We start from the raw sequence: 22,232 nt of genomic DNA, 5'->3' as shown, positions 1-22,232 counted from the left end.
TTAGCTATCCACTAAAATTACTTTAATTATTATTCGCCTAGCGCAATTTAAGTTAACTATATAAAACACATTAAATCAAATTCAATTAATGATCACCAACGATGCATCATCTACTTCTTTAGAAAGGATTACTTGTGAATTTTTCCATAATAAATGAGCAAACTCCTCAGCAGAGTCCTGGTGAGGGGGTATTATTTTTTTTAGTTCAGCAATTTCATTCATATCAGCACATCGATTCTCGGTCCAACCATCGGTATACACCAAAAGGTGCTCTACATTTTCTAACTCAGCTTCATAAAGTGTATAAGTATGCTCTTTTGAAAGACCGAGTAACGGACCCGTACCTGTAAGCTTTAAAACAGTGCCATCTTTATAAATTACCACTGGAGCTGGATGACCTGCATTTAACCAATACAGTTTGTTGTCTTTCAAGAAGCAAATAACCAAGGTCACTAGGCTCGATTTACATAGTTGTTGCTTGTAAAGTGCATCATTTAATGCACTCAGCATGTCTTGGTAAGCGAGTCCTGTTGCTAAAAAGCCACTTATAAAACCTTTAATTGCAAAGCTTTCTTTCAAGGCTTGTAACCCGTGCCCCATCATGTCTCCGAGTATAAATGCACTGTCTTCATCATTGATTGGCATAAAAAAATCGCCGCCATTGCCAACACTGATGGAGCCAAAAATATGTGCAGTTTTTTTATTCGCAAGATGAACTTTTGCTGGAGCTTGACCAAACGTACTTTGATAAGACAAATAAGCAAACCGATGTGTAACACGTTCAATACTTTGTAATAGTTTATTTTTCTTAACGGGTTTAATTAAGTAATCATCAACACCTAAACGGTTAATTTTACTGATCACCTCTTCACTATCATCACCCGTAAGCATAACAACAGATAATTGGGACTTAAGATTCGAACGATTTAGCTTCGCCAATAGCGGCTCACACGTGCCATTTTTGAGCTTATGATCCAATAACAGAATACTCGCATCCGACGTTAGAATAGCTTGCCAACCGGCCTCGATATTTTCACATGTAATAACTTGAAACTTGTCTTTTAAATAGGCTTTCATCAATGCAAGCTGAGTTATATCGTCATCAACATAAATAACGCAAGGTCGCTTATCAATCTGAGTTAAAGGAAATGTAAAAAAGTTTTTTAACTCGATTGTTTCATACGAGGCATCAGCGAAATAGTGGCGAATCAATTCAACCCCCATTCCTCCTTCTACAAGTTCTTCAGAGTCTATTTTCCAAGTGGAGTTATTTTTTTTAAATAAGTTATAAGGTTTTAGCTCATCGATAAAAGTTAAGTTATATGAATCACTGCTTATTTGACTTATGCGCACAGTGATCCACTGCTCACTTCCCTCATTATGGCGAATAAGATTAGTTAAATATTCCGTTGCAACTAATCCGGCGGCATCAGCTTCATCGCGCTTAACAGATAATGCGCCAAGCACATGCTTAAGTACTTGGCGTATTTCTGTTAATGTTGGCCAAAGTAATTCAAAACGTCGTTCAAATAAAATATCCATGCGGCCCTCAATAATGTTTAAATAACCATTTCTGTTTGTGCACTTTATTTCTTAATAGCGAACACAACTTAGGCCACTTCTCTTTTCTACTTTCTAAAAATTGCAATATCCTTTCACCTAAAGGTGCAAAATTATGCTGACTAACTAAGACTTTAATATTACTATGCCCTGCCTGTTTTAGCTCACGAATTCCTTCGCACAATGATTCTTCATCATTGATGCCCAACCCCACAGTTACCAAGGTTAAATCACTACACAAGCTTAGTGAGTGCAAGGGAACATTGTTACGATTAAGCTTTAAAGCAGGTGACATATCTAACAAGATATAATCATATTCTTGCTTTAAACGGATAATTGCCTCATTCAAAACATGCTTATTTTTTGCTGATTCAATAGCCGATAAGTTTTTTATCGTTAATATATTAACTTCTTTGTAAGGTAATACACTGAGCTGGCATGAAATATCATCAAATCGCCACTCATTCGTTAAGTTTGGTAAATGCTCATTTATGTTAAATGAGCTTATCGGATTAAGATCAATAATTAACACTGATTGATTTTGGCTCTGTAAACGCCTTGCAACACTCATACAAGCACTGGAAGAACCTTCTGCACCATGCAATGAAATAAACGTGACACATCGCGCATCACTATCTTTAATGGTGTTACAGATTGTTTCTAACTCATGGTACTGCTCAGGTATAATTTTCATAGGCTTACCAACAACGCAATAATAGTAATAAAATCGAGGAAATTATCTTTAAATTGACTAAGCAAATCCTGTCCTTTATCTGGCACATAAAGCGTGTCGCCGGCTCGCAATACAGGGATATTTGCTGAGTTAGGTGACTTAATAAACGCCTCTAAATCAAAGACTCTTGATTGCTCTTTACAACAAGAATGATTAACGACAACAATTTTATCAATTAATGCTGAATTAAGTGGCCCACCAGCTTCCGCTAATACATCAAGAATAGACATAGTATCGTCAAAGTTATAACGCCCTGGCTTTTGTACCGCGCCCATAATACGTACAACCCGCTCTTTAGGTGTACGTAACCAGTCTTTGTTTTTTTCTGGGATAAAAATAGTATCGCCAGGTTGAACATGCGGAAATAATGTTTCATCGCCTGTTTCAAAATAAAGTGCTAAATCTAACTTACTTACTCGTGCACGATTACTATTGCGATGTGTTACGCGGATATTTCTAATATCTGCATTTGCATTTGGCCCATCGGCAGCTGACAGAATATCAATGAAGTGCATATTATCATTAAACGCATAACGCCCCGGAGAGCCCACTTGTCCCATTATATAAATTGATTTGCTTGAATCTTGGCGTATCCACTGTGATTTATTATCCGCAGGATCAACAGGTAACTCTTCCACAATAATCGTATCGCCTGCATTCAAATCAGGTAAAGAGGTTCGTCCATCAGTAATAGTATATTTTTCTAAATCAAAACGTTGGGTTACATCACCGTCTCGAATTATTTTAATATCATTGATATTCGCACCTTTGGTTGGTCCACCAGCATGCGCAAGCAAGTCGGTAAAGTCCATTTCATCACTCCACTCATAACGTCCTGGCGATTGAATAGCACCAATGATTTTTATTGCTCGTTTAGTGGGGATTTTTAACCAGCTTTTTTCATTTACGTCTGTTTTCTCTGGCACAAATATGACATCACCGGGATTAAGATCTGGCACCTTAACCGTTTGTGTGCCTTCACTGTAACTTTGTAAATCAAATAAAATACTTTCCCCCTGAGGGGTCAATATTTTAATTAAACGTGTTTCAGCAAACCGTGTAGGCCCGCCAGCATTGGCTAAAATATCTAAAAAATTAGTACTGTCTGCCGCTTCATAGGCGCCAGGTTTTTGCACCTCACCCATAATGTAAACTGTACGTGAGGTCGTATTCACATCATCTACCATGATAGGCACATAAATGGTCGAGCCTGCTTCTAGCTCAGGCATACTATTGACAGGTTTATCAAGATAGGCTTTTAAATCAAATATGACGGGGGTTTCATTTAAAATGACCCTTATTTTAGTCACGTCGGCGTAACGCGTTACCCCTTCAGCACGCATTAGCGCATCTAAGATTGTCATTTTTTCTTTGAATGAAAAACTACCTGGGTTATGTACTTCACCTAAAATAGTGATGGCACTTTTGTCGCTGGCATCCCCAGTAGCACTGAGCGTTTGTGCATCAAAATCTATTTGTACATTACCTAATAAAGGTGAGACGGGCACAAATACGGTATCTTCACTTTTAAGTTTGGGTAATAGGCTAATATTACCTGTGTCTAAGTAGGCCTTGTAGTTAAATTCAATAACCTCATCGCCACGTCTTATCTGCAGCCTATCAAGCTGGGCCCCCGGCTTTAAGCCATCGGCTTTTGCAATAACCATTTGAATATTGCCATCATCTGGAATACTGACTTGAGATGGGTTAATGACATAACCTAACACGTTAATAAAAATATCGCGGCTACGCACTTCCACATAAAAGTCATCAATTGCAACATATAGCTCTGTTAATAGCGGCTTTAATTCAGATTCTATTTGTGCAGTCGTTTTATTAGCAACGTTAAATTTTCCAATTTCAGGGATGTTGATTTGGCCATTTTTATCTACCTCAAATAACTCATCAAACTCAACCTCACCCGGTATATACAAAAACAGTTTGTTACCTACTTGCACTTCAAGTTCGTCAGCAGCTGTGCTTGCAGCACTAGGGGTAACCAAAAATAGTAATATCAGCATGGTAAAAATGGTTTTCATGACACTACTCCTTTTTACTTGCAATAATTTTGGTCCATTTAACTAATGCTTTTTCTTTTTGATCTTGTGGATTCGTGTTATTTGCATCGAGTATTATTGCTTCAACTCTGCGGTCTGAGTGACGAGCACTTTCATTTTGAATTGCATTGTCACTATACGGTTTTAAACTTCCTTGAGTAAGTGTGGTAATACTCGCTTTAGGCACCCCATATATTACCAACCATTGCTTTACTGTTTCTGCACGTTTGAGGGCAAGCTCATAGTTACTATTCGTTGTACCTAATTTATCAGTATGACCTACCAATAAAATGCTGATACTTTCTAACTGTTTAATTAAATCCGCTGCTTGGGCCACCTTCACTGCATACTTAGGTGTTATTTCAAACGCATTAAATGCAAATTGGTTGTCACTATTTAGCAATTCTGATAATTGCTTTTTAACATTCACAAGCGCAGGCTTGGTCGTAGTTTCTGATGCGCAATCGGTGAGTTTACGTACGGTATCAAAATGATTAGTCAGCTGATTTAGCGCATGATAATGAAGTAGTAAGTCGTGTTCAGCATCTTGCCACATTTGAGCTGCAATTAATCGACGAATACGGTTTTCGTATATTTGCGCCTTGAGTAGCTGTGCAGGCATGCACGCCTTGATGTCTTGTGATTCAAGTAATTCAAGTTTAAGTACTAAATGCTCAAACTCACTGGTTACCACATCTTCAGGTTGCGTATAATTAGAATCATATAACTCATCTTCTTGTGGATAGTTTTGATATTTTTCAGCTAGCCCCCCTTTACCGTGCTCCGGCCAAGAAGAACACCCACCTACAAACAAAATAATGGCAATGATGATATAAGATCTCATTATACTCTCCTTAGTCCATTTAGATTGAGTCAATAAACGGAATTGTTTTATCTACTCTCAACAGATTCATTAGCTTAAACGGCTGACCCGTCACATTCAGTAAAGATAATGAATTACCTTGTTTTTCAATTCTTTTGTATAGAAAAACAATAGCACCAATTCCAGAAGAGTCGATAAATTCCGTGTTTGAGAAATCAAGAATAACCGAACTCGCATCCTGTTCTACAAAATATTCAAACTTATCTTTTAGTTCATCAACTGCAAAACCTGAGAAGTCTGTAGGAAGTGTTAAAACTTTTTGCTCTGTATCGCTGGCTAAATTAATCATGCTTGTTACCTTTTAAGTTTAAAGACTCTTAAAGTAATTCAAGAAGAATGCCAAATATAAACAGTTGAATTTTATTAGTTTTTATTTTGGTGCTTGGTATAAGCAGGCTTGATACGCATAATGCAATCGCTTTTTAAGTGTGCTTTTGCATTATGCGAAAAAAATTACTGACCTTTTCCTGTAAAGATAACAACAAAGGTTTTATACAAAATACTGCACTCCATATAACACCAACTACGCGCTGATGACGTACTTAGCATATAAGCATAATCCCAACCGATTTTATTTCGCGCATCATCAATACTTTCATCATATCCATTCATTACTTGCGCTAAGCCTGATATACCTGGTTTTATACCGTATGTTCTTTGGCAGAAATAAGGAATGTCTTTTTCCAGCTTTGAATAAAATACTGGGCGCTCAGGACGAGGACCTATCAATGACATATCACCAATCAGTACATTCCAAAGCTGCGGTAACTCATCTAGCCGAGTCTTACGAATAAAACGGCCTATAGGCGTGATTCTAGGATCATTCTTACTTGCCCAAACGGCACCACTTTTACTTTCAGCATCAACCACCATAGAGCGGAACTTAAGCACATCAAATAAGGCAACAAAATCATCACTACTCTCACCCACTCTTTGTTGCTTAAACAATACAGGTCCTTTCGATGTCATTTTTATACTTAGCGCCACTCCAAACATAACAGGCAATAATAGAATTAATCCGGTTGCAGAGCCGATAATATCAATTCCACGCTTGATAGTTTTGATCGGCGCATTATTTTGCGTATTTAAGTGATGCACACGCTGCCAATGAGTTTTGTAGTCTCCACGTTCGAATTTAACAATTCCCCAAAGCGCCAGTGCATAAGCACTAATAAGGTAATTAACGCTGTCTACAATTGGGAGTTTAGCTTTGATATTAAATATGCGTTTAATTACGCCAACTCCATGAACAGCAATTATCAACATACTTAACAATGAGGGGAATACTGAGCTGGACAAAAACGCTAGGGTAAACGTCGATACATAAACACTCAATAATATAATCGGCATTAGTCCACGTAACACCTTATGTGAAAAAAAGTTAAAACTAACCCAACCCAACTTAGGGTTTAATAAAGCAAACAATGCTTTTATTTGTTGCCAGTTTCCAGCACCAATTCGCACTCTTCTTGCATTATCATGGCTTTGTTCGTCACACTCTCTTTCTAAAATATTGATGTCACAATTAACCTGCGATTTACCCCCTTTTTGCAGCGCCTTCATAGAAAGAATAAAATCGTCATTGATGGTGCCGCCCTCTAAAAGTTCAGCAGCCTCAGAGCGTATAGCAAACATAGCACCTGGCATCCCAATAACAGCCCCAAGCGATGATTCCATACTTTTTACTTTGTTCTGATAATGCCAATACTGCTTTTGCTGTGCAGAGGCGAGTTCATCAAGCACATACACCCCAGTGATTACATTCACCTCTGGATTTTTAAAATCTGTATCGATTTTATTTAATACATCTATGCTTAATAAAGCGCTAACGTCGGTAAATAATAATGCATCGTAAGTTGGCTTAGTGAGTTTGATCAATTCATTGATGCCAAATGCCTTGCCTTTATTCTCTTTGCTAAAATGCAAATGACAATTAACATTTTGCTTTGCAAGATGCGATTGAGCAATCATGGCTTCTTGGTACGTTTTATCTGTGCAACCGTCAAGGTAAACATGAATTGCATAATACTGAGTATCGTAAAGCATTGACCCTAAGTTATATAACTTCTCTTTAATATGAGCTTGTTCATTGTAAGCACACATTAAAATTCCAAAGCGTGTGGTGGGAGTTACAGTGGGCTTATCTTCCTTATGCTTTTCATTACTAAAGAGTTTTAAAACAACTAAATACCCCACGTGATGGTACAAAACCAATACAATTAAAATTACCCATATAGTAAATAAGACTGACATAATGTTTCCCCTATAAAGCCAAACCATTATAAAAATGATCGTATGCTTTGCTCATTTGATCTGCATCGGCAATTGAGAAGATATGTTCTCTAATACATTGCCCTTGCTTCATGTTTAACGCTTTTAATAGAGCAACTTTTAAACCAACTAGATCATTTAACCCAATAAGTACTCCTTGCTCTTGCGTAACAACTTCACTAATGCCGCCAACATCACTTGCCACAATGACTTTTCCACACGCCATGGACTCCAATATAGAAAGTGGTAATCCCTCTCTTTGCGAATAAAGGCACATCACATTAATTGCCGAGTAAAACTGCTGCATATGCTGTACATTTCCTAAAAAATGCACTCGCTCAAACACACCAAGCACTGAAGCTGCATTTTGAAGCGACAACATTAAACTGCCATTTCCTGCAAACACTAACTCAATATCGCTGTCTAACTCAAGGAGCAGCTTTATTAAGTCCAAATGGCCTTTTCCTGGCTCTAATCGAGCAGAACACCCTATGAGTTTTTTATCTAAGGGTAACCCGAGCAGATTACGTGCATTGGCCTCGTTGATATCGGTAAACTGATGAAAATCAATTCCATTAAGAATAGTTTTATCAGCCTTGATAGATGTATGTTGGTAAAAATCATTTGCCACTACTTGAGCATCGGCAACCCAATTAATTTTGGTAAGGCTGTTTAATACTTTTGTTATTAAGCGTTGCTTAAAATTATTTAAATACCATGCATCGTGGATTGTTGAGACATGACGCACATTCTTGTTTGTCAGGCATACTAAACTGGCATAAAGCATAGGACCTATGTGATGGCTATGTATCACATCTATATTGTGCTCTTTGATTAATCGGGTTAGCTTTTTAAGTACGGAAAAATCAAATTTAGGTGATTTATTTAAGCTCACCATTTGATGCTCAAACTGTGCAAGCGCAGGCCACTCTTTTAATGCATCTTGTTCTTTACCTTCAAGGGAAACAATCAAGCTGTTATGAGCAAATTGGCTTTTTTGCATTAGTGTAACAGCCATTTTTTCTAAGCCGCCAATTTTAAAATGCTGAACCAAGTGTAAAACATTCATATTAATACCCCTTACTTAATAAGTTCATCGTTGAGTGCGAGTTCGTATAGATCTCCTCTTTACTTACGATGGGTAAAACAGTTATCACCTCAACGGCTGCTAACCTCTCAATAGTTTGAATATCTTTTAAGTGGCTATCGAATAACGTAGCAACGAAAACACATGTTCCACTTGTAAAGACACCTAATAAAATACCTACAATCACAGCGACCATCATTGAAGTGTTAATTGGTTGAGTTGGGCTATAAGCGCGCTCGATTGTTTTAACTTTATCTGGGCCTTCATATTTGACTAACTTACCTGTGACTTTAGCCATTTCGTATCGCCCTAACATGTCTTTGTACAAAGACTGTTTAACATCGTAATCACGCTCTAATTTTCGTAATTGTTTTTCAACATCACTGGTGACAAGTAAACGTTGGCTAAGCTCATTGACTTGTTGATCAAGCAGCTCAAATTCCTGTTGATGCTGATAAACTTGGTTTTTAGCTTCTTCCAACGCCAATATTTGTGACACAAGCACATTACTTTCATTATCCGTGTTAGCGGGTAATGTATTAGCCATTTGCCATAGTTGTTCAATATTTTTGGCATCTAGATTCTTGCCGTTTTCAATTAACGTTTGCTGACGAGCTCTGATGTTTATCAGCTCCCGTTGTTTTGAAATCACTTTACTGTGCTTGTCTGTGTAACGCGTTTTTAAAAAGCTTAATTCGGACTCAGCAGTAATGATTCGTTCCTCAATGCGCCCTAAAATAGGGTTTGCTTGGCCCATTTTTGAGGTTAACGCTTCAAGCTTGGCTTTGGCGCCAGACAGCACAATTGATTTTTGCTGCAAGTCACTCAATAACTTATCAAATGTCTGTCTGTTACTATGAAGTACAGTGGGCAGCGTATTACTGTTTTTAGCTTTGAATGCTGCTAACTCCTCTTCTGAAATCTCAAGCTCTTGACGAAGGCTAACAAGCTGTTGGTAAAAAAACTGCTCAGAAGTATCCAGCGAGGCTTTTGTGGGAGCCAATAAGCTCTCAATGAACTTTTCAACAATTTTTTCCAACACAGGCTTCATTTGTGATGGGTCATGCCAAATAAAGTTAACACGCACAAGTTCATCACCGACTAATGAAAGTGAAAGTGACTGAGACAACTCTTGGTGTACCTTTTCAATGGCTGCTGGGCTTGCATTTTTAGGCACTAAATTGGTTTCGCGTGCAACGGCAATAAGCACCTTACGGCTGATAACCAAGGTTCTTAAAGCTGCCATACGGTTAGTTAAGTCAAAAGAAAAAGATAAATCATCTAAATAAGGATTAAGTAATGCCGACTCTTCAATAAGAATTGTAGCGTGGTTAGTGTATTTTTTTTGTGCCGTTACTGCCAATAATATAACCACAACAGGGACAATCGCTAATGGCAGCACAAAAAGCTTAGCCCGTGTATACAGTGCATACAAAGCTAAATAAAGTAATCGTTTTATTTGCTCTCTAACTAACATAATCCCTACCTATATATTTGCATTTTGCTATGCATAAATGAGCGATTATTTGCAAAATAAAAATGATTTACTGCTAATAACCGGCTTTACTAGGTAGTTGCACAGGGCGCGCCAATATAACGTTTGCGCTAAAAAATTAGCGATTTAGCAGCGCTGTATCATTGATTACTGTATTCGCCTTAGATTGCCAACTATGTTGGAGTGCAATGTTTTGCTGTGTCTTTTCTAAGCACATTAATTGCGCTTTACTAAGGTTCAGTGCGTTATCAAGGTGGCTAATAAATTGCTCTGCAGTATCAGCTATAAAAAGGTGGGAAGCATAATGCTCTACAGCGGGGAAGTTTGTTGTAACAATAGGTTTGCCTGCGGCTAGGTATTCTTTTAGCTTTAGGGGATCGCATGCACGTATTTGATCGTTAATAACAAAAGGTAAAATCGATACACTCCAATGCGCAGAAAAAGATGCTAATCGCTCATGACTGACGGCTGGAATATGCGTCACATTTTTAAAACTTAATAACCGTTCTATGTTAGTAACAATATGACCTATTAATACTAATTGGTAATCTGGTCTTGCTGCTGCAAGTGCCTCAAGCAAGTCAATATCAAGCCATGCATTTATACTGCCGTAAAAGCCAATCACTGGCGCATTGAATGCTTTGATTTCATCGGCCTTGATTGTACTTTCACTAAATAACTCAACGCTCACGCCGTGGCTTAACATTTTAGCTTTGTTCGCGGGCATTTTTGCCATTAAAAAATCACTTATGACATAAATTAAATCTGCGGTTGCAATTAATTGTTTTTCAAAAGGAGCAACAAGCTGAACATCTACCCCTGCTAATGCTGAGAAGTCATCCCCACAATAATAAATCACCTTATCTTGTGGCTGTTTTTTTACAAGGTAATGCGCAGTTGGCACACTTAGCCAATAAGTTACGGGGGTTGCAGCTGATTGCTCTTTGAAAAAATGAGCATAAATACGTTTATTTATAGAACGAATAAATCGGTTATCATGCCAAGGTAAAATAGGCAGTTTATATACAACCATATTTTTAGGCGTTGTAAGTGACTGTGTTTTGGTAGGTTTGAATACTTGTAACACTTTATCAAAAACACGCTTTAAATCATGTAGCCTCAAACGTGGTTTACGCATTCCAATAGAGTTCACCCAGTGAATCTCATGCTCTTTTGCAAGCTCATGAAATAAATGCTGAGTGCTGCTTGGGTGACTGCCCCAATCTTCTGCGAAAACGATAAATTTCATGCGTCACCCTCTATTTCCTTTACTACTTTTGCAGGGTTACCAGCTGCAATACAAAATGCTGGTACATCTTTAGTAACGACACTGCCAGCACCTATAATGGCCCCTTTACCAATAGTCACACCACCAAGTACAGTTACTCCGGTTCCAAGCCACGCACCTTGTTTTATTATGATATCACCAACCTGAGACTCATCATCACTTTCCCCCGCTGCGCGACGTTCACAGTCAACAGGATGCCCTGGAAAGCCTGCAAGGAACACTCTGCCAGCTAATCGAACATCATCTTCAAGTATGATAGTACGGCCAACAGAAAACGCATTTTGCCAACCGATATCAACGTTATTACCCACGGTTAATTTAGCCTTAGTATACCCACAAGAACGGCCACACAAGGTACTAATTCCAGAGACTCTAACGTCATCACCACACTCAATTTCAAGCTCGCCAAGAATCTGCGGCATACCCGAGTAAACATACAAGTGCTTCTTTGAACCTGAAATTTGGCTTTTAAAAAGTGGCGTAAAATATAAAACACGTAGTAGCTCATGGCTTAGCTGCTTAATCAAATGATGGAAGTGGAATAATCCAGAGTGAAACACTGGTATCACTATCATTTGCGGATTGCGAAGCGCTTTTGCAAAACGAAAAAATGGGGATGCCAGCGGATGTTCACTATTTTTTAGCCAATGCTTTAGTTGTATCAACATGCGGTTATTCCTTATTGTTTTGAACTGTTAGCTTTTCAAGTGCAATCGTCAGAGACAAGATAATGTAAAGAGGCCATGTAAAAGCTTGTGTTAAAAACGTGCCAGCTACCATGAACCCTATTAAACCTGCTTTTAATGCATTGGCATTAACAGCTACATCAGGGCTAAACTTCAGCTTATTCATGCACAGCACTCTAGATAAACTGCGGTAAATAGCAGCAATCACCAACACAAATATACACAAGCCTACAAACCCCGTCTCACCTAGAACTTGAAACCATGTGCTATGTACTGCATGATTCTTGCCATCCCAATGCGGACTATAAAAATAATAATTAACAAAAAAGTTATTTACACCGACGCCTGTAAATGGATTCGCTATCGCCATATTTATTGCCGCTTGCCAAGCATATATTCTCCCCATAGCTGATTCATCGACACCAGATTCAGCAGCGCCTCCACTTTGTCGATCTGAAATGCCTGCGAACACCATCATAGCTAACATGCCAACAGCACCGAATACAGCCACAACAACAGGGTTTTTTACCTTTTGATATAAGAAGAAACTTAAAATAGCGGCAATACCTAAAAGCCCGCCTCGACTTTGCGTTGCGATAACACCTGAAATAGCTAAAATTAATCCAACTCCGGCAAAAATGCGTCGATACTTATTCGCATGTGTATCAAACAACTCCGCCGCTAAAAAAGAAACAGGAAACATAAGCACCAAAGATAGATCGTTTGGGTCTCCTAGTTGCGAACGGTATTCACGTGAAATAGTTACTCGAGTACCTTCAACAAGCCCTACTCCATTCATCTTGTTATTAAGTGCGACCAAAGAAATCGTGACTCCTGAGATCATAATTCCCAGCCTCACAAAGCTAAAGTGAGAGAAACGAGTTAACCACCAGCTAATAGCAAACACCATAATAAACACTTTAACTAAAACACCTGACCAATATTCAATAGCCACGCCTCTATTTGAAGCTGAAAATACACACACCGTAAGCCATGCAAACCAGATCACAAATATCAAGTGAGTAGAACTCCAGTGAGGCTTTAATGTTTTGGAAATAAACAAATGCCATGCAATTGCCAGTAATGAAGCAATTGCCAACAATTTGGGTATTTTTAACGGCATGAGCACCACAAATGCTTCGTGGATTCTAAAATAACTGAAGAGGATAAACAGGATGACAAATACGGTACTTAAACGAACAGCTAAAAAGCCTGCAAAGGGCAAAAGTAATAATGCAAAAGCGGCGATTGGACCAAATAAGAAATACAGCACCAAAACTAAAACAGTGACCAACAGCCCATTGATTAATAAATTATTTTGCTTATACCAATTAACCATGTGCATTCCTTTTAGTTAATTGCTCAACGGTATTGGCTATTAAAGATTTATATTTCTTAACCAAAATCATCAGTAAACAAGTAAAAGTAAAGCACTGAATACTCACAGCATAGCTTACGTCAATCACAGCAAACGCAAAAATGCTTAAAAAGCACACCCAGCTTGGCACTATTTGATAAAAATTAAATGCTAAGGTTTCTAGCTTTTGGCTCACCACAAAGAATAAAACAGTTTTTAAAGTTTGTGCCAAAGCCAACGACACAACTGCACCTAATATTCCCCATAAAGGCACTAAAAAGGTAAGTAAAGCCAAAACAAACAATGCACTCACACCATTAATGGCCGAAACATATACACCATTCGAATGGATATAACAGCCTATATTTAACAAGTCACTATGATGGCGAAGTACAACAATAAAAATAAGACAAGGTAACAACCAAGCATTGAGTAAGTAGCTTTGAGGTAGCACAAAAATAAACAGGTATGGCGTAACAATTAGCATTAATGCACACAGTGCAATACCTATCTCAAGGCTAAGTTCGCATAAGTACACATAACGTGTAGGGTTGGAGGCTAATTCATCAAATCGGCGGGAGAACCACCACATTCTTATGGGCTCAAAAGTGAATGAGGTCATCACTGCAAATTGCAAAGCAACGTAATATTGCGCTAACTTCTCCTTCCCTATATTAGCTGCAATAAACCAATTTTCGGCACCGTTATTGGCATATACAAATAACGATGACACTAAAATACTTAATAAAAACAAACTATTTTTGCGTGAGATGCTCCATGGCACTTGTTTAAAATCAATGTTAATCCTTGAAAAAATAATACCAAGTGAAATGACTAAAACAACGCAGCTTGCAATCGCTCCTGATGCCATTACCCCTGTTACCCCAAAATCTAAGTAGAGTAAAACAATGGTTAAGAGTGTTTGACCCACCCCTTGCAAAACCGCCAGAAAACAAAATTGCTTCGCCATTTCGTAATACCTGAAAAAGCAAAAAACGAGTGATAAAAGTGACGAAAAAGCTAAGTTTAAGGCGAGTAACTGCAAGTCAATTAATGACAAAGAAATAGGTAACAGTTCACTTATAGGCTGAATAAAAAACCAGAGAATTAAAACAAACAATAAACTTAATACACTACACAGTAGTAATGCATCTCTAAATAATGCACGCTTATGGACTTCACTTTGCATTTGTTGTTTAAATAAAAGTTCTGGTAAACCTAAACATAAAAGCAACGACATCACAGCTGAAATAGAGACTAAAAAATTCAACTCACCAAATTGTGCTTGGTTTAATAACCGTGTTGAAATAGGCAATAAAACAAAACCTAACCCCTTGAGAAGTAAGGTTGATAGTCCAAAGTAGGCAATTTGCTTTATTCCTTTCATACACTACCCCTGTGCTTTTTGCACCCATTGCGATAATTTTTTAGCTTGCGCATTCGCATTGAACTTACTCGCAGCTAAACGTTTTGCATTTACACCTTTTGCATATCTCTGGTATGGGCTTAATTCACAAAACTCCCTGAGTATTTTTTCTAGGCCAGAAATACTAGATGGCTCACACTTATAACCTACCGCATCATTGACTATCTCTTTCGTTCCCATCAACTCAGTGGTTAACACAGGTATACCACTGGCCATCGCTTCTTTTAAAACTACAGGGCCTGTGTCTCTATCACCGTTACGCGACACGCAAAAAGGTGCAACAAGAGCAGAATAATTACAGGCGTTCTTTGACAACCAAAACGGTGTTTTGCGACCTAAAAACCGCACGTTATTCTCTATACCGAGCTTTTCACATAAAAATTTAAGATCATTTAATAATGGACCATCTCCTACAATATCTAAAGAAATGGGGTACTTAGTACTTAATTTCTTGATTGCAGGAAATAGAAACTGCAATCCTTTCTTTTCAACTAATCGACCTACAAAAAGTAACTTTACTGACTCGCTTAAGCGGTTTGGCGAAGAGTTGAATAAACTAAAATCGATACCGCAATGAAGTAACTCAACTTTACCTGCTTTGTATTCATTTAGTTTCTCAACCATGTCTTGGCAAACTGCCACTGAAAAATCACAAAGAGAAAGTTTAAGCTTTAAATCTGAATAATTAACATACACATCATGGCCATGGCCGATAGAAGAAACGCTGATACCCGCCATTTTGCTACCCGCAATTGCGTAGGCCAGTGGTGCATGCATAAAGTGACAGTGTATGTGCGAAATTTTATGCTGTTTTATAATAGCAGCTATATTTGCACCAAAACCCAATAATGACTGTGTTGATATTGATTTAAATTTAGTTGCGATTAATGCTGTATTTATAAATTTGCCTGGGTGCGCTGATGCAAACTTCACGGCTTCAGATAGCGACCTTTTTACAACGATAACGTTAACGCTTTTATCGATATTGCTAGACTCATCAGAGTTTTCAAATGTAATAACACTTACTTTATGCCCTGCTCTAACAAGCGCGTTAATTTCGGTTACCACAAATGTTTCTGAAGGTACGTGAAATGCAGGGACTACAATGCCGATATGTTTCATGGTGAATGCTCCTAATAATAACTAACTTGTTATTTCGCAAGAACCATGCCCACGTTATTTCCCATAAAATAGCGACTAAAAACCCAATTTGCGAACATATATTGCAATATGCAAAGCATTAGACAAAAAACGCTGCGTTAAGCCATTAAAATAGTTGGCACCTAAATTGCGTATACCCTTGTAAGTTAATTTGAACCTCACAAGGTAAACATTATGAGCGTAGATATCAGTGTTATTATTCCAAACTACAACTGTAAACAGTATTTAGCCAAAGCGATTAGCAGTGTTGTTAGACAATCTAAAGTAGATGTAGAGATTATTATTGTTGATGACGGCTCAACTGATGGCAGCCTTGAGTGGCTAAAAGAAGCACAACAAACTTTTCCACAACTTGTGATTTTAGAACAAGAGAATACAGGCGTCGTCAATGTCAGAAACAGAGCCATTGGTGCAGCAAAAGCGGAGTATATTGCATTTTTAGATGCCGATGATTACTGGACAGATGACAAGCTGTTTGAACAGCTAAGCTATATGCAACAGCATAAGGATTGCGTACTCAGTTTTACCAATTATATGCACGTAAATGAAGCGTATGAACCCATTGTAGATTGCTTTTCATTTTGGCCTGAATTTGCAAAACACATAGATCATAATGATCTTGGCTATCAAAACTTAAAATCACCGATGGATTTGCTCATTTACGCCAATGTTATAGGCACATCCTCTGTTATGGTAAAACGCTCTACCATTAACTATATTGGCCGGTTTGACAATGCATTAAACAGCGCAAGTGACTGGGATTGTTGGTTAAAACTAGCTCGAATTGGTGATGTTGCTTTTTCGCCTAATGTATCGATGGACTACTTAATGCGAGCAGGCTCAATCACAGCAAATAGAACTAATAGGCTTAATGCAATGAAAGAAATTGTATCACGTTGTAAAGATGATGCAGGCTTACTTGCACAAGTAAAAGCGCAAGCGCGTATTTTAGAGTGTTACGGTGAATATTATCGTGAAATAGGGAATAAATTTAAAGCGTTATCAACGGCCGCGGCTGCTTTTACTCTATTTCCACATAAACGAAATCTTCGCCATTTATTACATGACTTAAAGAGCTCGATATCAACAAGTTAAAATCCAGCCAATCTAGTTAAAAAAACGTGCTAATTATGGGCACGTTTTTTATTGCTATTTAGATATTAATTTACACCGAGGGCGTAACTGAGCATTTTGTGATCGCTGCCTTTAAAAGGAGTCACCGACAAATTATCAAGCGACAGTTCACGACTAAATAAACAATGATCAATGGGTAATCCAGTAAACATCGAATCAATAAAGTCAAAAGGGGTAAAGCTAGTATAAGCGTTCGCTTGGCTATAACAGCTGTTTGCTTGTGCAAAATTAAAATAGTATGACCAAGGCACGGTATTCAAATCGCCAGCAACTAACCAAGGTGTTTTTTCACTGAGTACAGATGCGTTAATTGAGGCCAATAAACGGTTTCTATTGTGCCAATGTTGTCGCGTTCTGGGTGACGGTGGGTGAGCTACATAAGTTGTAATCATCCTGTTTTTAAATAGCACACGCAGCTTTATATAACCTAGCCGATCACCGTCGAGCTTTATTTGCTGCCTATAAACGATAGGTAAACGTGAAATAACCACGATCCCATAAGGTATCCCTTCAACTTCTCGATAGCCAAATAAATCAGCCTGCGTTAAAAATGGGCGAAGTAAATGGCGATTCAAATCACTGAATTCTTGTAGAATTAATATATCCCATGTTTGCTCTTTAAGGGCAGTTAAATGCTCAGCAATAAAAGGATTGGTATAGCTAAGATTAATTTGCTTAATGTTAATAGTATCTTGGCTACTTAATTTTGATGATGACGGCAAAGGGATCAAAGTACCCAGCCCCACAGCACTTGCCAACAGCATGAGCAAGGCAACCCCTTTTGATTTTGTTAGCATCAATAATAAACTACACACTACTGTGAAGCTTAATAAAGGCATTCTCAACGAAATAAGAAGATCGCCATAGTAACTCTCAAAGGGAATGTATGCGCAGGCAATACACACAATGCAAACAACGATTCCCAGCCACTTTAATAGGCTTTTTTGCCAGCCCTTTATGGACTTTTTTTGCTCAATATAATCAACCATTTTCTATAAACCTTTACGCATAGAAAAAAGAATATACCTAAGTATATTCTTTCATATTTTTAACCATTACTCAGTACTAGCGAATCTCGAATAACTGCTGCTGTTGCTGTGTGTCGTACTGCCATGAATATGACAATGGCTCAGTGCTGGAGTCATAAAACCAAATTTCAGCTACTAACTCAATGTCTTGACGACTCATCACCACCGTTGTGTCTATCATGCCTTGAGTTAAAGGAGACCTAACAACGCAGTTATTGTAATCTGCGCGATCTGATTGGTCTTTTTTGTAGCACACATTTAGATAAGCCCGTTGATCACCCGCATTAAGGTTTACGTCTATATCCAGCTCAAACTTAGTCGATAAATTGAAATCATTCGCGATGGTTAACCCTTGCATTCCTGTTAAATCAGAGTCTGTAGTAGCTGTTGTGGTATCCGTTGTTGATGCCGCGCTAGTCGTTGTCGTTGCTGCTGCCGATTGCACTGATGATGTTGCTTTGTCATCACCACCGCCTCCACCACACCCAACTAAGCATACTGAAAAACATAAGGTAATCGTTAATTTGTTCATTATTGCTCCCCTTTTACAACATTGCCTACATTGTAATTTTTAAACCATTGTGAATTTTGTTGCCCTGAAGATTCTGCAAAACTAGCGAAACGATCATAGGCAGTTGTAATATCAACCCCTTCAAGAGGATGTAACCACTGTGTTCCAACTTCAATTGCCCACGGCAGACCACTTTCAGTTTGAAAATATAGGTTGCTAGCAGGCTCGCTCACATCGTCGCTCTGTGCGTATTTAAATAAAGCAGTGTCAAAGGCCGCTGTCGGCTGCTGGTTTTTCATATGAACCTCCCAACTACGTGCCTCTTTGCCAACTAAAAAATCACCATGGTAAAACCCCTCGCTTGCAAAAATAAACGGGTCTAACAATGTGCCTGGAGAAACGGATTTAGCTTTAGGCGCCTTTAGAGGAATCGTCATTGAAAACGACACTTTAGTATTCACATCACAATCTTTTTGTGTTCTAAAGTAGCTACACCCTGTTTGAGTGGTTACATGTTCCCAGGTGTCCTGCATGAAGATTAAAATAGCATTCTCACGTCCTGTCTCTAGCACTTGCTTGTTCTGCAATTGCCCATCAATAAGATAAGTAATGTTTTCCTCATCCACTTCGCTGCGTAAAACAGTCAATGTGTTGCTGCCAACCGTTTCCTTTAAGCTAACTGCAAACCCATTATGGTAAGTTGCGCCTATTCCTATTAGTTGACCTTCAATTCTGTAACCAACAACATTACTACCTTCAATTAATTGCGTGGTGCGATAATTTAAAACAACATCATTGAAGTCATAGTCTCCTGCAAATGGCCATTTATCCTCATAGGCAAGGGTAACCCAATCACTTTCACCAGGGTAAACAGCGCTGGCAAATGTGGTAATTTCATAATCTTCGACTTCACCACCCAATACTCCACCAGTAGCAGTGATTAACGATGCCTCTGTACCATCTGTAACCCTAAAACGTGCCCAAGTTTGGCCTGACTTTGTGTTGTTAGGTACATCAACTAAAATGCTGTTGTCACCTTTATTAAGAACAGTCTTAGTCACCATTCGCTCAGTTTCACTAAAAACACCATTTTGATCCCAATCAAACCAGGCGTATAAATAGCTGCCCGCTGAAGCATTCACGATAATTTGACTTGATTGCCCTGCAGAAAACGCAGTAACAAAACTAACTCCATCATCTGATGCGTCGACTGGGTTAGAAGCAAGCTCACTGTCAGTGTTGATGTTTTCACCATCAACCGTTGCGCCTAAATAAATTAGATTAGTATTATCGCTATTTGGGTCGAATAAGTGTCTTGCACCACTTTGCGCTAGACTTGTGCGGTATGGCAAAGGTGCATCACCAAAATCAATTGAACTGTCAGTTACCTTAACTTCAGCGATAGCACAACGAGCACCATCATTTTGACTTGATTTAGGCCCAGACGTAAATACATTGGCCACCGGCGTGTAATCCACAACAGGGCTGGTACTTAAATCCACTTTATGAATTTTACCGCTTCTATTATTACTAAAATAAAATTGGCCATTAATATCAAAGTAGGCTGCCCCGAAAGCCCCTGTATCTGTGCCAATGTCTAGCTGCGTTATAAACTTACTGGTGTTCGCATCGACATCTATTTCATGTAAATCGCCATTTGATTCAACCGCATAAAGCAAGTTACTCTGGGGGTGAAATGCAAAGTCATAAATCCCTAGTTTCCAATTAACAGTACCAGGCATTAGGTTAGCGGTGATAGGTGCGTTTAAGTCACCATCCAAATCAATTTCATACAGCCCAAAGTTAGGCGAATAAACATAATATGCAGCACTTTGTTCCGCTTCTTCACCAGTGACACGAACATCACCAACATAAAAATTAGTGTCTGGAAGGCCTGAGATATCAAGGCGGGTCATCTCGTAACCACTGCCGATCTGCACCACACTTTTAGGTGCTTGGCGGCTAAAGCCATATAAATACTGATCTTTATAATTAAAACCAATTGCATTGACGCTTTCGTTGTTTGCTTCTGTAGAAAAGGTTAATTGAGAAGCTAAAACGGTGGGCTTTGCAGAGACCAAGTCTATTCCGTAGAGCTGAGCATTTGCGTCTTGCATTAAGAATGCTTGGCTTGGACACGTATCAAATGACTGACTATACGCGGTGCATGGGAGTAGCAATATACATGCTTTTGCTAAATAGGTTAATTTCATTAGATACCCCTCATAAGTTAAGTGGGTATACCAATGCAGGCTTCATTCCAAAATTTAACCTATTGAAAATTAACACTAAACATATTTAACAATGCATCTTGCAACTTGGTTTTTTGCATTATGCGAGTCTTTTTTGAAAATAGGCGAGCAACAGGATTCACTACGCTCAATTTGGTTGGTAGTTGAGTCAGGTGAGATAAATACAGTACAATAATGTAATTAAGGCTTAGCTCCATTAACGCTAAGCCTGTTTATTTTAGGTAACAAGCATGGCACAAAATCGCGGAAATCTATTTATTCTATCAGCCCCTTCTGGAGCAGGTAAATCAAGCTTAATAAATGCGTTATTAGCAAAACATGCAGATATGAAAGTATCTGTATCTCACACAACTCGCTCACCTCGACCTGGTGAAGATAATGGTGTGCATTACCATTTTGTATCCGTTGATGAATTTAAGTCGCTCATTGATAAAAATGACTTCTTTGAATGGGCTCAAGTATTTGATAACTATTACGGCACATCTAAACAAGCTATCGAAGAACAACTCGCGGCAGGTATTGATGTATTTTTAGATATTGATTGGCAAGGCGCACAACAAATGCGCAAGCTAGTTGATGATATTGAAACTATCTTTATTCTCCCCCCGTCAAAAGAAGAATTAGAAACCCGTTTAAACAATCGCGGTCAAGACTCTGCAGAAGTTATTGCTGGGCGCATGGCACAAGCACAGTCAGAAAGCTCTCATTACGACGAGTATGATTACGTTGTAATTAATGACGATTTCGACACGGCATTAACACAGATAGAAACAATAGTGCTTGCTAAGCGTTTATCTTTAAAGTGTCAGTCTGTTCGCCATCAAAGCCTTATTACTGACTTAATAAAATAGCTGTTTATATATTTATAGATAAAAATTAACCACTAGCTATTGGCGAATCTTACTGGGTGCAGTAAACTACGTCTTTGCTTAAAAATTTATTTGGAGTGCTGAAGATGGCTCGCGTAACTGTTGAAGATGCAGTAGATGCAATTGGTAATCGTTTTGACTTAATTTTAGTTGCGGCTCGTCGTGCCCGCCAAATTGCTGTGGGCGGTAAAAACCCACTGGTTGACCCTGAAAACGATAAGCCAACAGTTGTTGCTTTACGTGAAATTGAACTTGGTTTAGTTGATAGCTCATCAATGGATGTTATTGATCGTGAAGAGCAACAACACCAAGAAGCAGCTGAAATGGCTGCCGTTGCTGCTATTGTAGGTGGCAACCAATAATCTGACTTCCCGGTCTGATTTCGCCAACGGCGTAGTATTTCTACTCTAGCCGTTGGCAATCCCTTCTTTTCA

19 protein-coding genes are annotated in these 22,232 nt (G+C 38.6%); 3 read left to right on the top strand and 16 right to left on the bottom strand.

Annotated elements, in window-relative coordinates:
• Nucleotides 1–81 precede the first annotated feature (81 nt).
• The 13 genes from ACFI4Z_RS12455 to ACFI4Z_RS12395 all read right to left on the bottom strand — a co-directional run bounded on the left by ACFI4Z_RS12455 (nucleotide 82) and on the right by ACFI4Z_RS12395 (nucleotide 15,965).
• Entirely contained in the window at nucleotides 82–1,542 is a 1,461-nt protein-coding gene (locus tag ACFI4Z_RS12455) for a SpoIIE family protein phosphatase (RefSeq protein WP_462670854.1), read from the bottom strand.
• Nucleotides 1,543–1,549: 7 nt separating this feature from the next.
• The gene (locus tag ACFI4Z_RS12450) at nucleotides 1,550–2,254 is read right to left on the bottom strand and encodes an AAA family ATPase (RefSeq protein WP_462670853.1); all 705 of its coding nucleotides are present in this window, start codon (nucleotides 2,252–2,254) and stop codon (nucleotides 1,550–1,552) included.
• Nucleotides 2,251–4,332 carry an SLBB domain-containing protein gene (locus ACFI4Z_RS12445; RefSeq protein WP_462670852.1) on the bottom strand — a complete coding sequence of 694 codons (2,082 nt, stop codon included), beginning with the start codon at nucleotides 4,330–4,332 and terminating at the stop codon, nucleotides 2,251–2,253. The genes ACFI4Z_RS12450 and ACFI4Z_RS12445 overlap by 4 nt, the downstream gene beginning before the upstream one ends.
• Nucleotides 4,333–4,336: 4 nt before the next feature.
• Complete coding sequence (locus ACFI4Z_RS12440) at nucleotides 4,337–5,194, bottom strand: OmpA family protein (protein WP_462670851.1); 858 nt, start codon at nucleotides 5,192–5,194, stop codon at nucleotides 4,337–4,339.
• Nucleotides 5,195–5,213: 19 nt separating this feature from the next.
• The gene (locus ACFI4Z_RS12435; protein WP_099296238.1) at nucleotides 5,214–5,522 is read right to left on the bottom strand and encodes an STAS domain-containing protein; all 309 of its coding nucleotides are present in this window, start codon (nucleotides 5,520–5,522) and stop codon (nucleotides 5,214–5,216) included.
• Nucleotides 5,523–5,686: 164 nt separating this feature from the next.
• Nucleotides 5,687–7,486 (bottom strand): sugar transferase, encoded by a 1,800-nt coding sequence (locus ACFI4Z_RS12430; protein ID WP_462670850.1) that lies wholly within the window; start codon nucleotides 7,484–7,486, stop codon nucleotides 5,687–5,689.
• A gap of 10 nt (nucleotides 7,487–7,496) precedes the next feature.
• A complete protein-coding gene (locus ACFI4Z_RS12425; protein ID WP_462670849.1) occupies nucleotides 7,497–8,573 on the bottom strand; it encodes a glycosyltransferase in 1,077 nt (358 codons plus the stop codon).
• 1 nt (nucleotide 8,574) lies between these two features.
• Nucleotides 8,575–10,068 carry a GumC family protein gene (locus tag ACFI4Z_RS12420; RefSeq protein WP_462670848.1) on the bottom strand — a complete coding sequence of 498 codons (1,494 nt, stop codon included), beginning with the start codon at nucleotides 10,066–10,068 and terminating at the stop codon, nucleotides 8,575–8,577.
• 136 nt (nucleotides 10,069–10,204) lie between these two features.
• Nucleotides 10,205–11,335, bottom strand: coding sequence for a glycosyltransferase (locus ACFI4Z_RS12415; protein WP_462670847.1), 1,131 nt, complete (start codon nucleotides 11,333–11,335; stop codon nucleotides 10,205–10,207).
• Nucleotides 11,332–12,042: an acyltransferase gene (locus tag ACFI4Z_RS12410; protein WP_462670846.1), complete on the bottom strand. Its 711-nt coding sequence runs from the start codon at nucleotides 12,040–12,042 to the stop codon at nucleotides 11,332–11,334. Before ACFI4Z_RS12410 ends, ACFI4Z_RS12415 begins: the two co-directional genes overlap by 4 nt.
• A 4-nt stretch (nucleotides 12,043–12,046) precedes the next feature.
• Nucleotides 12,047–13,399, bottom strand: coding sequence for an O-antigen ligase family protein (locus tag ACFI4Z_RS12405; RefSeq protein WP_462670845.1), 1,353 nt, complete (start codon nucleotides 13,397–13,399; stop codon nucleotides 12,047–12,049).
• The gene (locus tag ACFI4Z_RS12400) at nucleotides 13,392–14,804 is read right to left on the bottom strand and encodes a lipopolysaccharide biosynthesis protein (RefSeq protein ID WP_462670844.1); all 1,413 of its coding nucleotides are present in this window, start codon (nucleotides 14,802–14,804) and stop codon (nucleotides 13,392–13,394) included. The genes ACFI4Z_RS12405 and ACFI4Z_RS12400 overlap by 8 nt, the downstream gene beginning before the upstream one ends.
• 3 nt (nucleotides 14,805–14,807) lie before the next feature.
• Nucleotides 14,808–15,965 carry a glycosyltransferase gene (locus ACFI4Z_RS12395; RefSeq protein ID WP_462670843.1) on the bottom strand — a complete coding sequence of 386 codons (1,158 nt, stop codon included), beginning with the start codon at nucleotides 15,963–15,965 and terminating at the stop codon, nucleotides 14,808–14,810.
• A gap of 213 nt (nucleotides 15,966–16,178) precedes the next feature.
• Between ACFI4Z_RS12395 and ACFI4Z_RS12390 the strand changes: the two genes are divergently transcribed.
• Entirely contained in the window at nucleotides 16,179–17,099 is a 921-nt protein-coding gene (locus tag ACFI4Z_RS12390; protein WP_462670842.1) for a glycosyltransferase family 2 protein, read from the top strand.
• 65 nt (nucleotides 17,100–17,164) lie between these two features.
• On the opposite strand, the gene ACFI4Z_RS12385 is transcribed toward ACFI4Z_RS12390, so the two are convergent.
• The 3 genes from ACFI4Z_RS12385 to ACFI4Z_RS12375 form a co-directional block, all read right to left on the bottom strand.
• Entirely contained in the window at nucleotides 17,165–18,127 is a 963-nt protein-coding gene (locus tag ACFI4Z_RS12385; RefSeq protein WP_462670841.1) for an endonuclease/exonuclease/phosphatase family protein, read from the bottom strand.
• 76 nt (nucleotides 18,128–18,203) lie between these two features.
• The gene (locus ACFI4Z_RS12380; protein ID WP_462670840.1) at nucleotides 18,204–18,698 is read right to left on the bottom strand and encodes a hypothetical protein; all 495 of its coding nucleotides are present in this window, start codon (nucleotides 18,696–18,698) and stop codon (nucleotides 18,204–18,206) included.
• A complete protein-coding gene (locus ACFI4Z_RS12375; RefSeq protein WP_462670839.1) occupies nucleotides 18,698–20,890 on the bottom strand; it encodes an LruC domain-containing protein in 2,193 nt (730 codons plus the stop codon). The genes ACFI4Z_RS12380 and ACFI4Z_RS12375 overlap by 1 nt, the downstream gene beginning before the upstream one ends.
• A gap of 269 nt (nucleotides 20,891–21,159) precedes the next feature.
• On the opposite strand from ACFI4Z_RS12375, the gene gmk reads away from it, so the two are divergent.
• Both gmk and rpoZ read left to right on the top strand, forming a co-directional pair.
• A complete protein-coding gene (gmk, locus tag ACFI4Z_RS12370; RefSeq protein WP_099296225.1) occupies nucleotides 21,160–21,780 on the top strand; it encodes a guanylate kinase in 621 nt (206 codons plus the stop codon).
• A 104-nt stretch (nucleotides 21,781–21,884) separates the two neighbouring features.
• The gene (gene rpoZ / locus ACFI4Z_RS12365) at nucleotides 21,885–22,160 is read left to right on the top strand and encodes a DNA-directed RNA polymerase subunit omega (RefSeq protein WP_058560306.1); all 276 of its coding nucleotides are present in this window, start codon (nucleotides 21,885–21,887) and stop codon (nucleotides 22,158–22,160) included.
• Nucleotides 22,161–22,232: the final 72 nt, after the last annotated feature.

The sequence above is a fragment of the Pseudoalteromonas sp. RWi3 genome, from assembly GCF_054960735.1.
The sequence above is the reverse complement of the archived record's forward strand: the minus strand, read 5'-3'. Positions and strand labels throughout refer to the sequence as shown.

Bases quoted from the DNA above. Each gene is read 5' to 3' on its own strand.
- ACFI4Z_RS12415 (WP_462670847.1), bottom strand. From the start codon at position 11,335: ATGAAATTTATCGTTTTCGCAGAAGATTGGGGCAGTCACCCAAGCAGC.
- ACFI4Z_RS12430 (WP_462670850.1), bottom strand. From the start codon at position 7,486: ATGTCAGTCTTATTTACTATATGGGTAATTTTAATTGTATTGGTTTTG.
- rpoZ (WP_058560306.1), top strand. From the start codon at position 21,885: ATGGCTCGCGTAACTGTTGAAGATGCAGTAGATGCAATTGGTAATCGT.
- ACFI4Z_RS12380 (WP_462670840.1), bottom strand. From the start codon at position 18,698: ATGAACAAATTAACGATTACCTTATGTTTTTCAGTATGCTTAGTTGGG.
- ACFI4Z_RS12400 (WP_462670844.1), bottom strand. From the start codon at position 14,804: ATGAAAGGAATAAAGCAAATTGCCTACTTTGGACTATCAACCTTACTT.
- ACFI4Z_RS12390 (WP_462670842.1), top strand. From the start codon at position 16,179: ATGAGCGTAGATATCAGTGTTATTATTCCAAACTACAACTGTAAACAG.
- ACFI4Z_RS12410 (WP_462670846.1), bottom strand. From the start codon at position 12,042: ATGTTGATACAACTAAAGCATTGGCTAAAAAATAGTGAACATCCGCTG.
- ACFI4Z_RS12445 (WP_462670852.1), bottom strand. From the start codon at position 4,332: ATGAAAACCATTTTTACCATGCTGATATTACTATTTTTGGTTACCCCT.
- ACFI4Z_RS12395 (WP_462670843.1), bottom strand. From the start codon at position 15,965: ATGAAACATATCGGCATTGTAGTCCCTGCATTTCACGTACCTTCAGAA.
- ACFI4Z_RS12385 (WP_462670841.1), bottom strand. From the start codon at position 18,127: ATGGTTGATTATATTGAGCAAAAAAAGTCCATAAAGGGCTGGCAAAAA.
- ACFI4Z_RS12420 (WP_462670848.1), bottom strand. From the start codon at position 10,068: ATGTTAGTTAGAGAGCAAATAAAACGATTACTTTATTTAGCTTTGTAT.
- ACFI4Z_RS12405 (WP_462670845.1), bottom strand. From the start codon at position 13,399: ATGGTTAATTGGTATAAGCAAAATAATTTATTAATCAATGGGCTGTTG.
- ACFI4Z_RS12435 (WP_099296238.1), bottom strand. From the start codon at position 5,522: ATGATTAATTTAGCCAGCGATACAGAGCAAAAAGTTTTAACACTTCCT.
- gmk (WP_099296225.1), top strand. From the start codon at position 21,160: ATGGCACAAAATCGCGGAAATCTATTTATTCTATCAGCCCCTTCTGGA.
- ACFI4Z_RS12455 (WP_462670854.1), bottom strand. From the start codon at position 1,542: ATGGATATTTTATTTGAACGACGTTTTGAATTACTTTGGCCAACATTA.
- ACFI4Z_RS12375 (WP_462670839.1), bottom strand. From the start codon at position 20,890: ATGAAATTAACCTATTTAGCAAAAGCATGTATATTGCTACTCCCATGC.
- ACFI4Z_RS12440 (WP_462670851.1), bottom strand. From the start codon at position 5,194: ATGAGATCTTATATCATCATTGCCATTATTTTGTTTGTAGGTGGGTGT.
- ACFI4Z_RS12425 (WP_462670849.1), bottom strand. From the start codon at position 8,573: ATGAATGTTTTACACTTGGTTCAGCATTTTAAAATTGGCGGCTTAGAA.
- ACFI4Z_RS12450 (WP_462670853.1), bottom strand. From the start codon at position 2,254: ATGAAAATTATACCTGAGCAGTACCATGAGTTAGAAACAATCTGTAAC.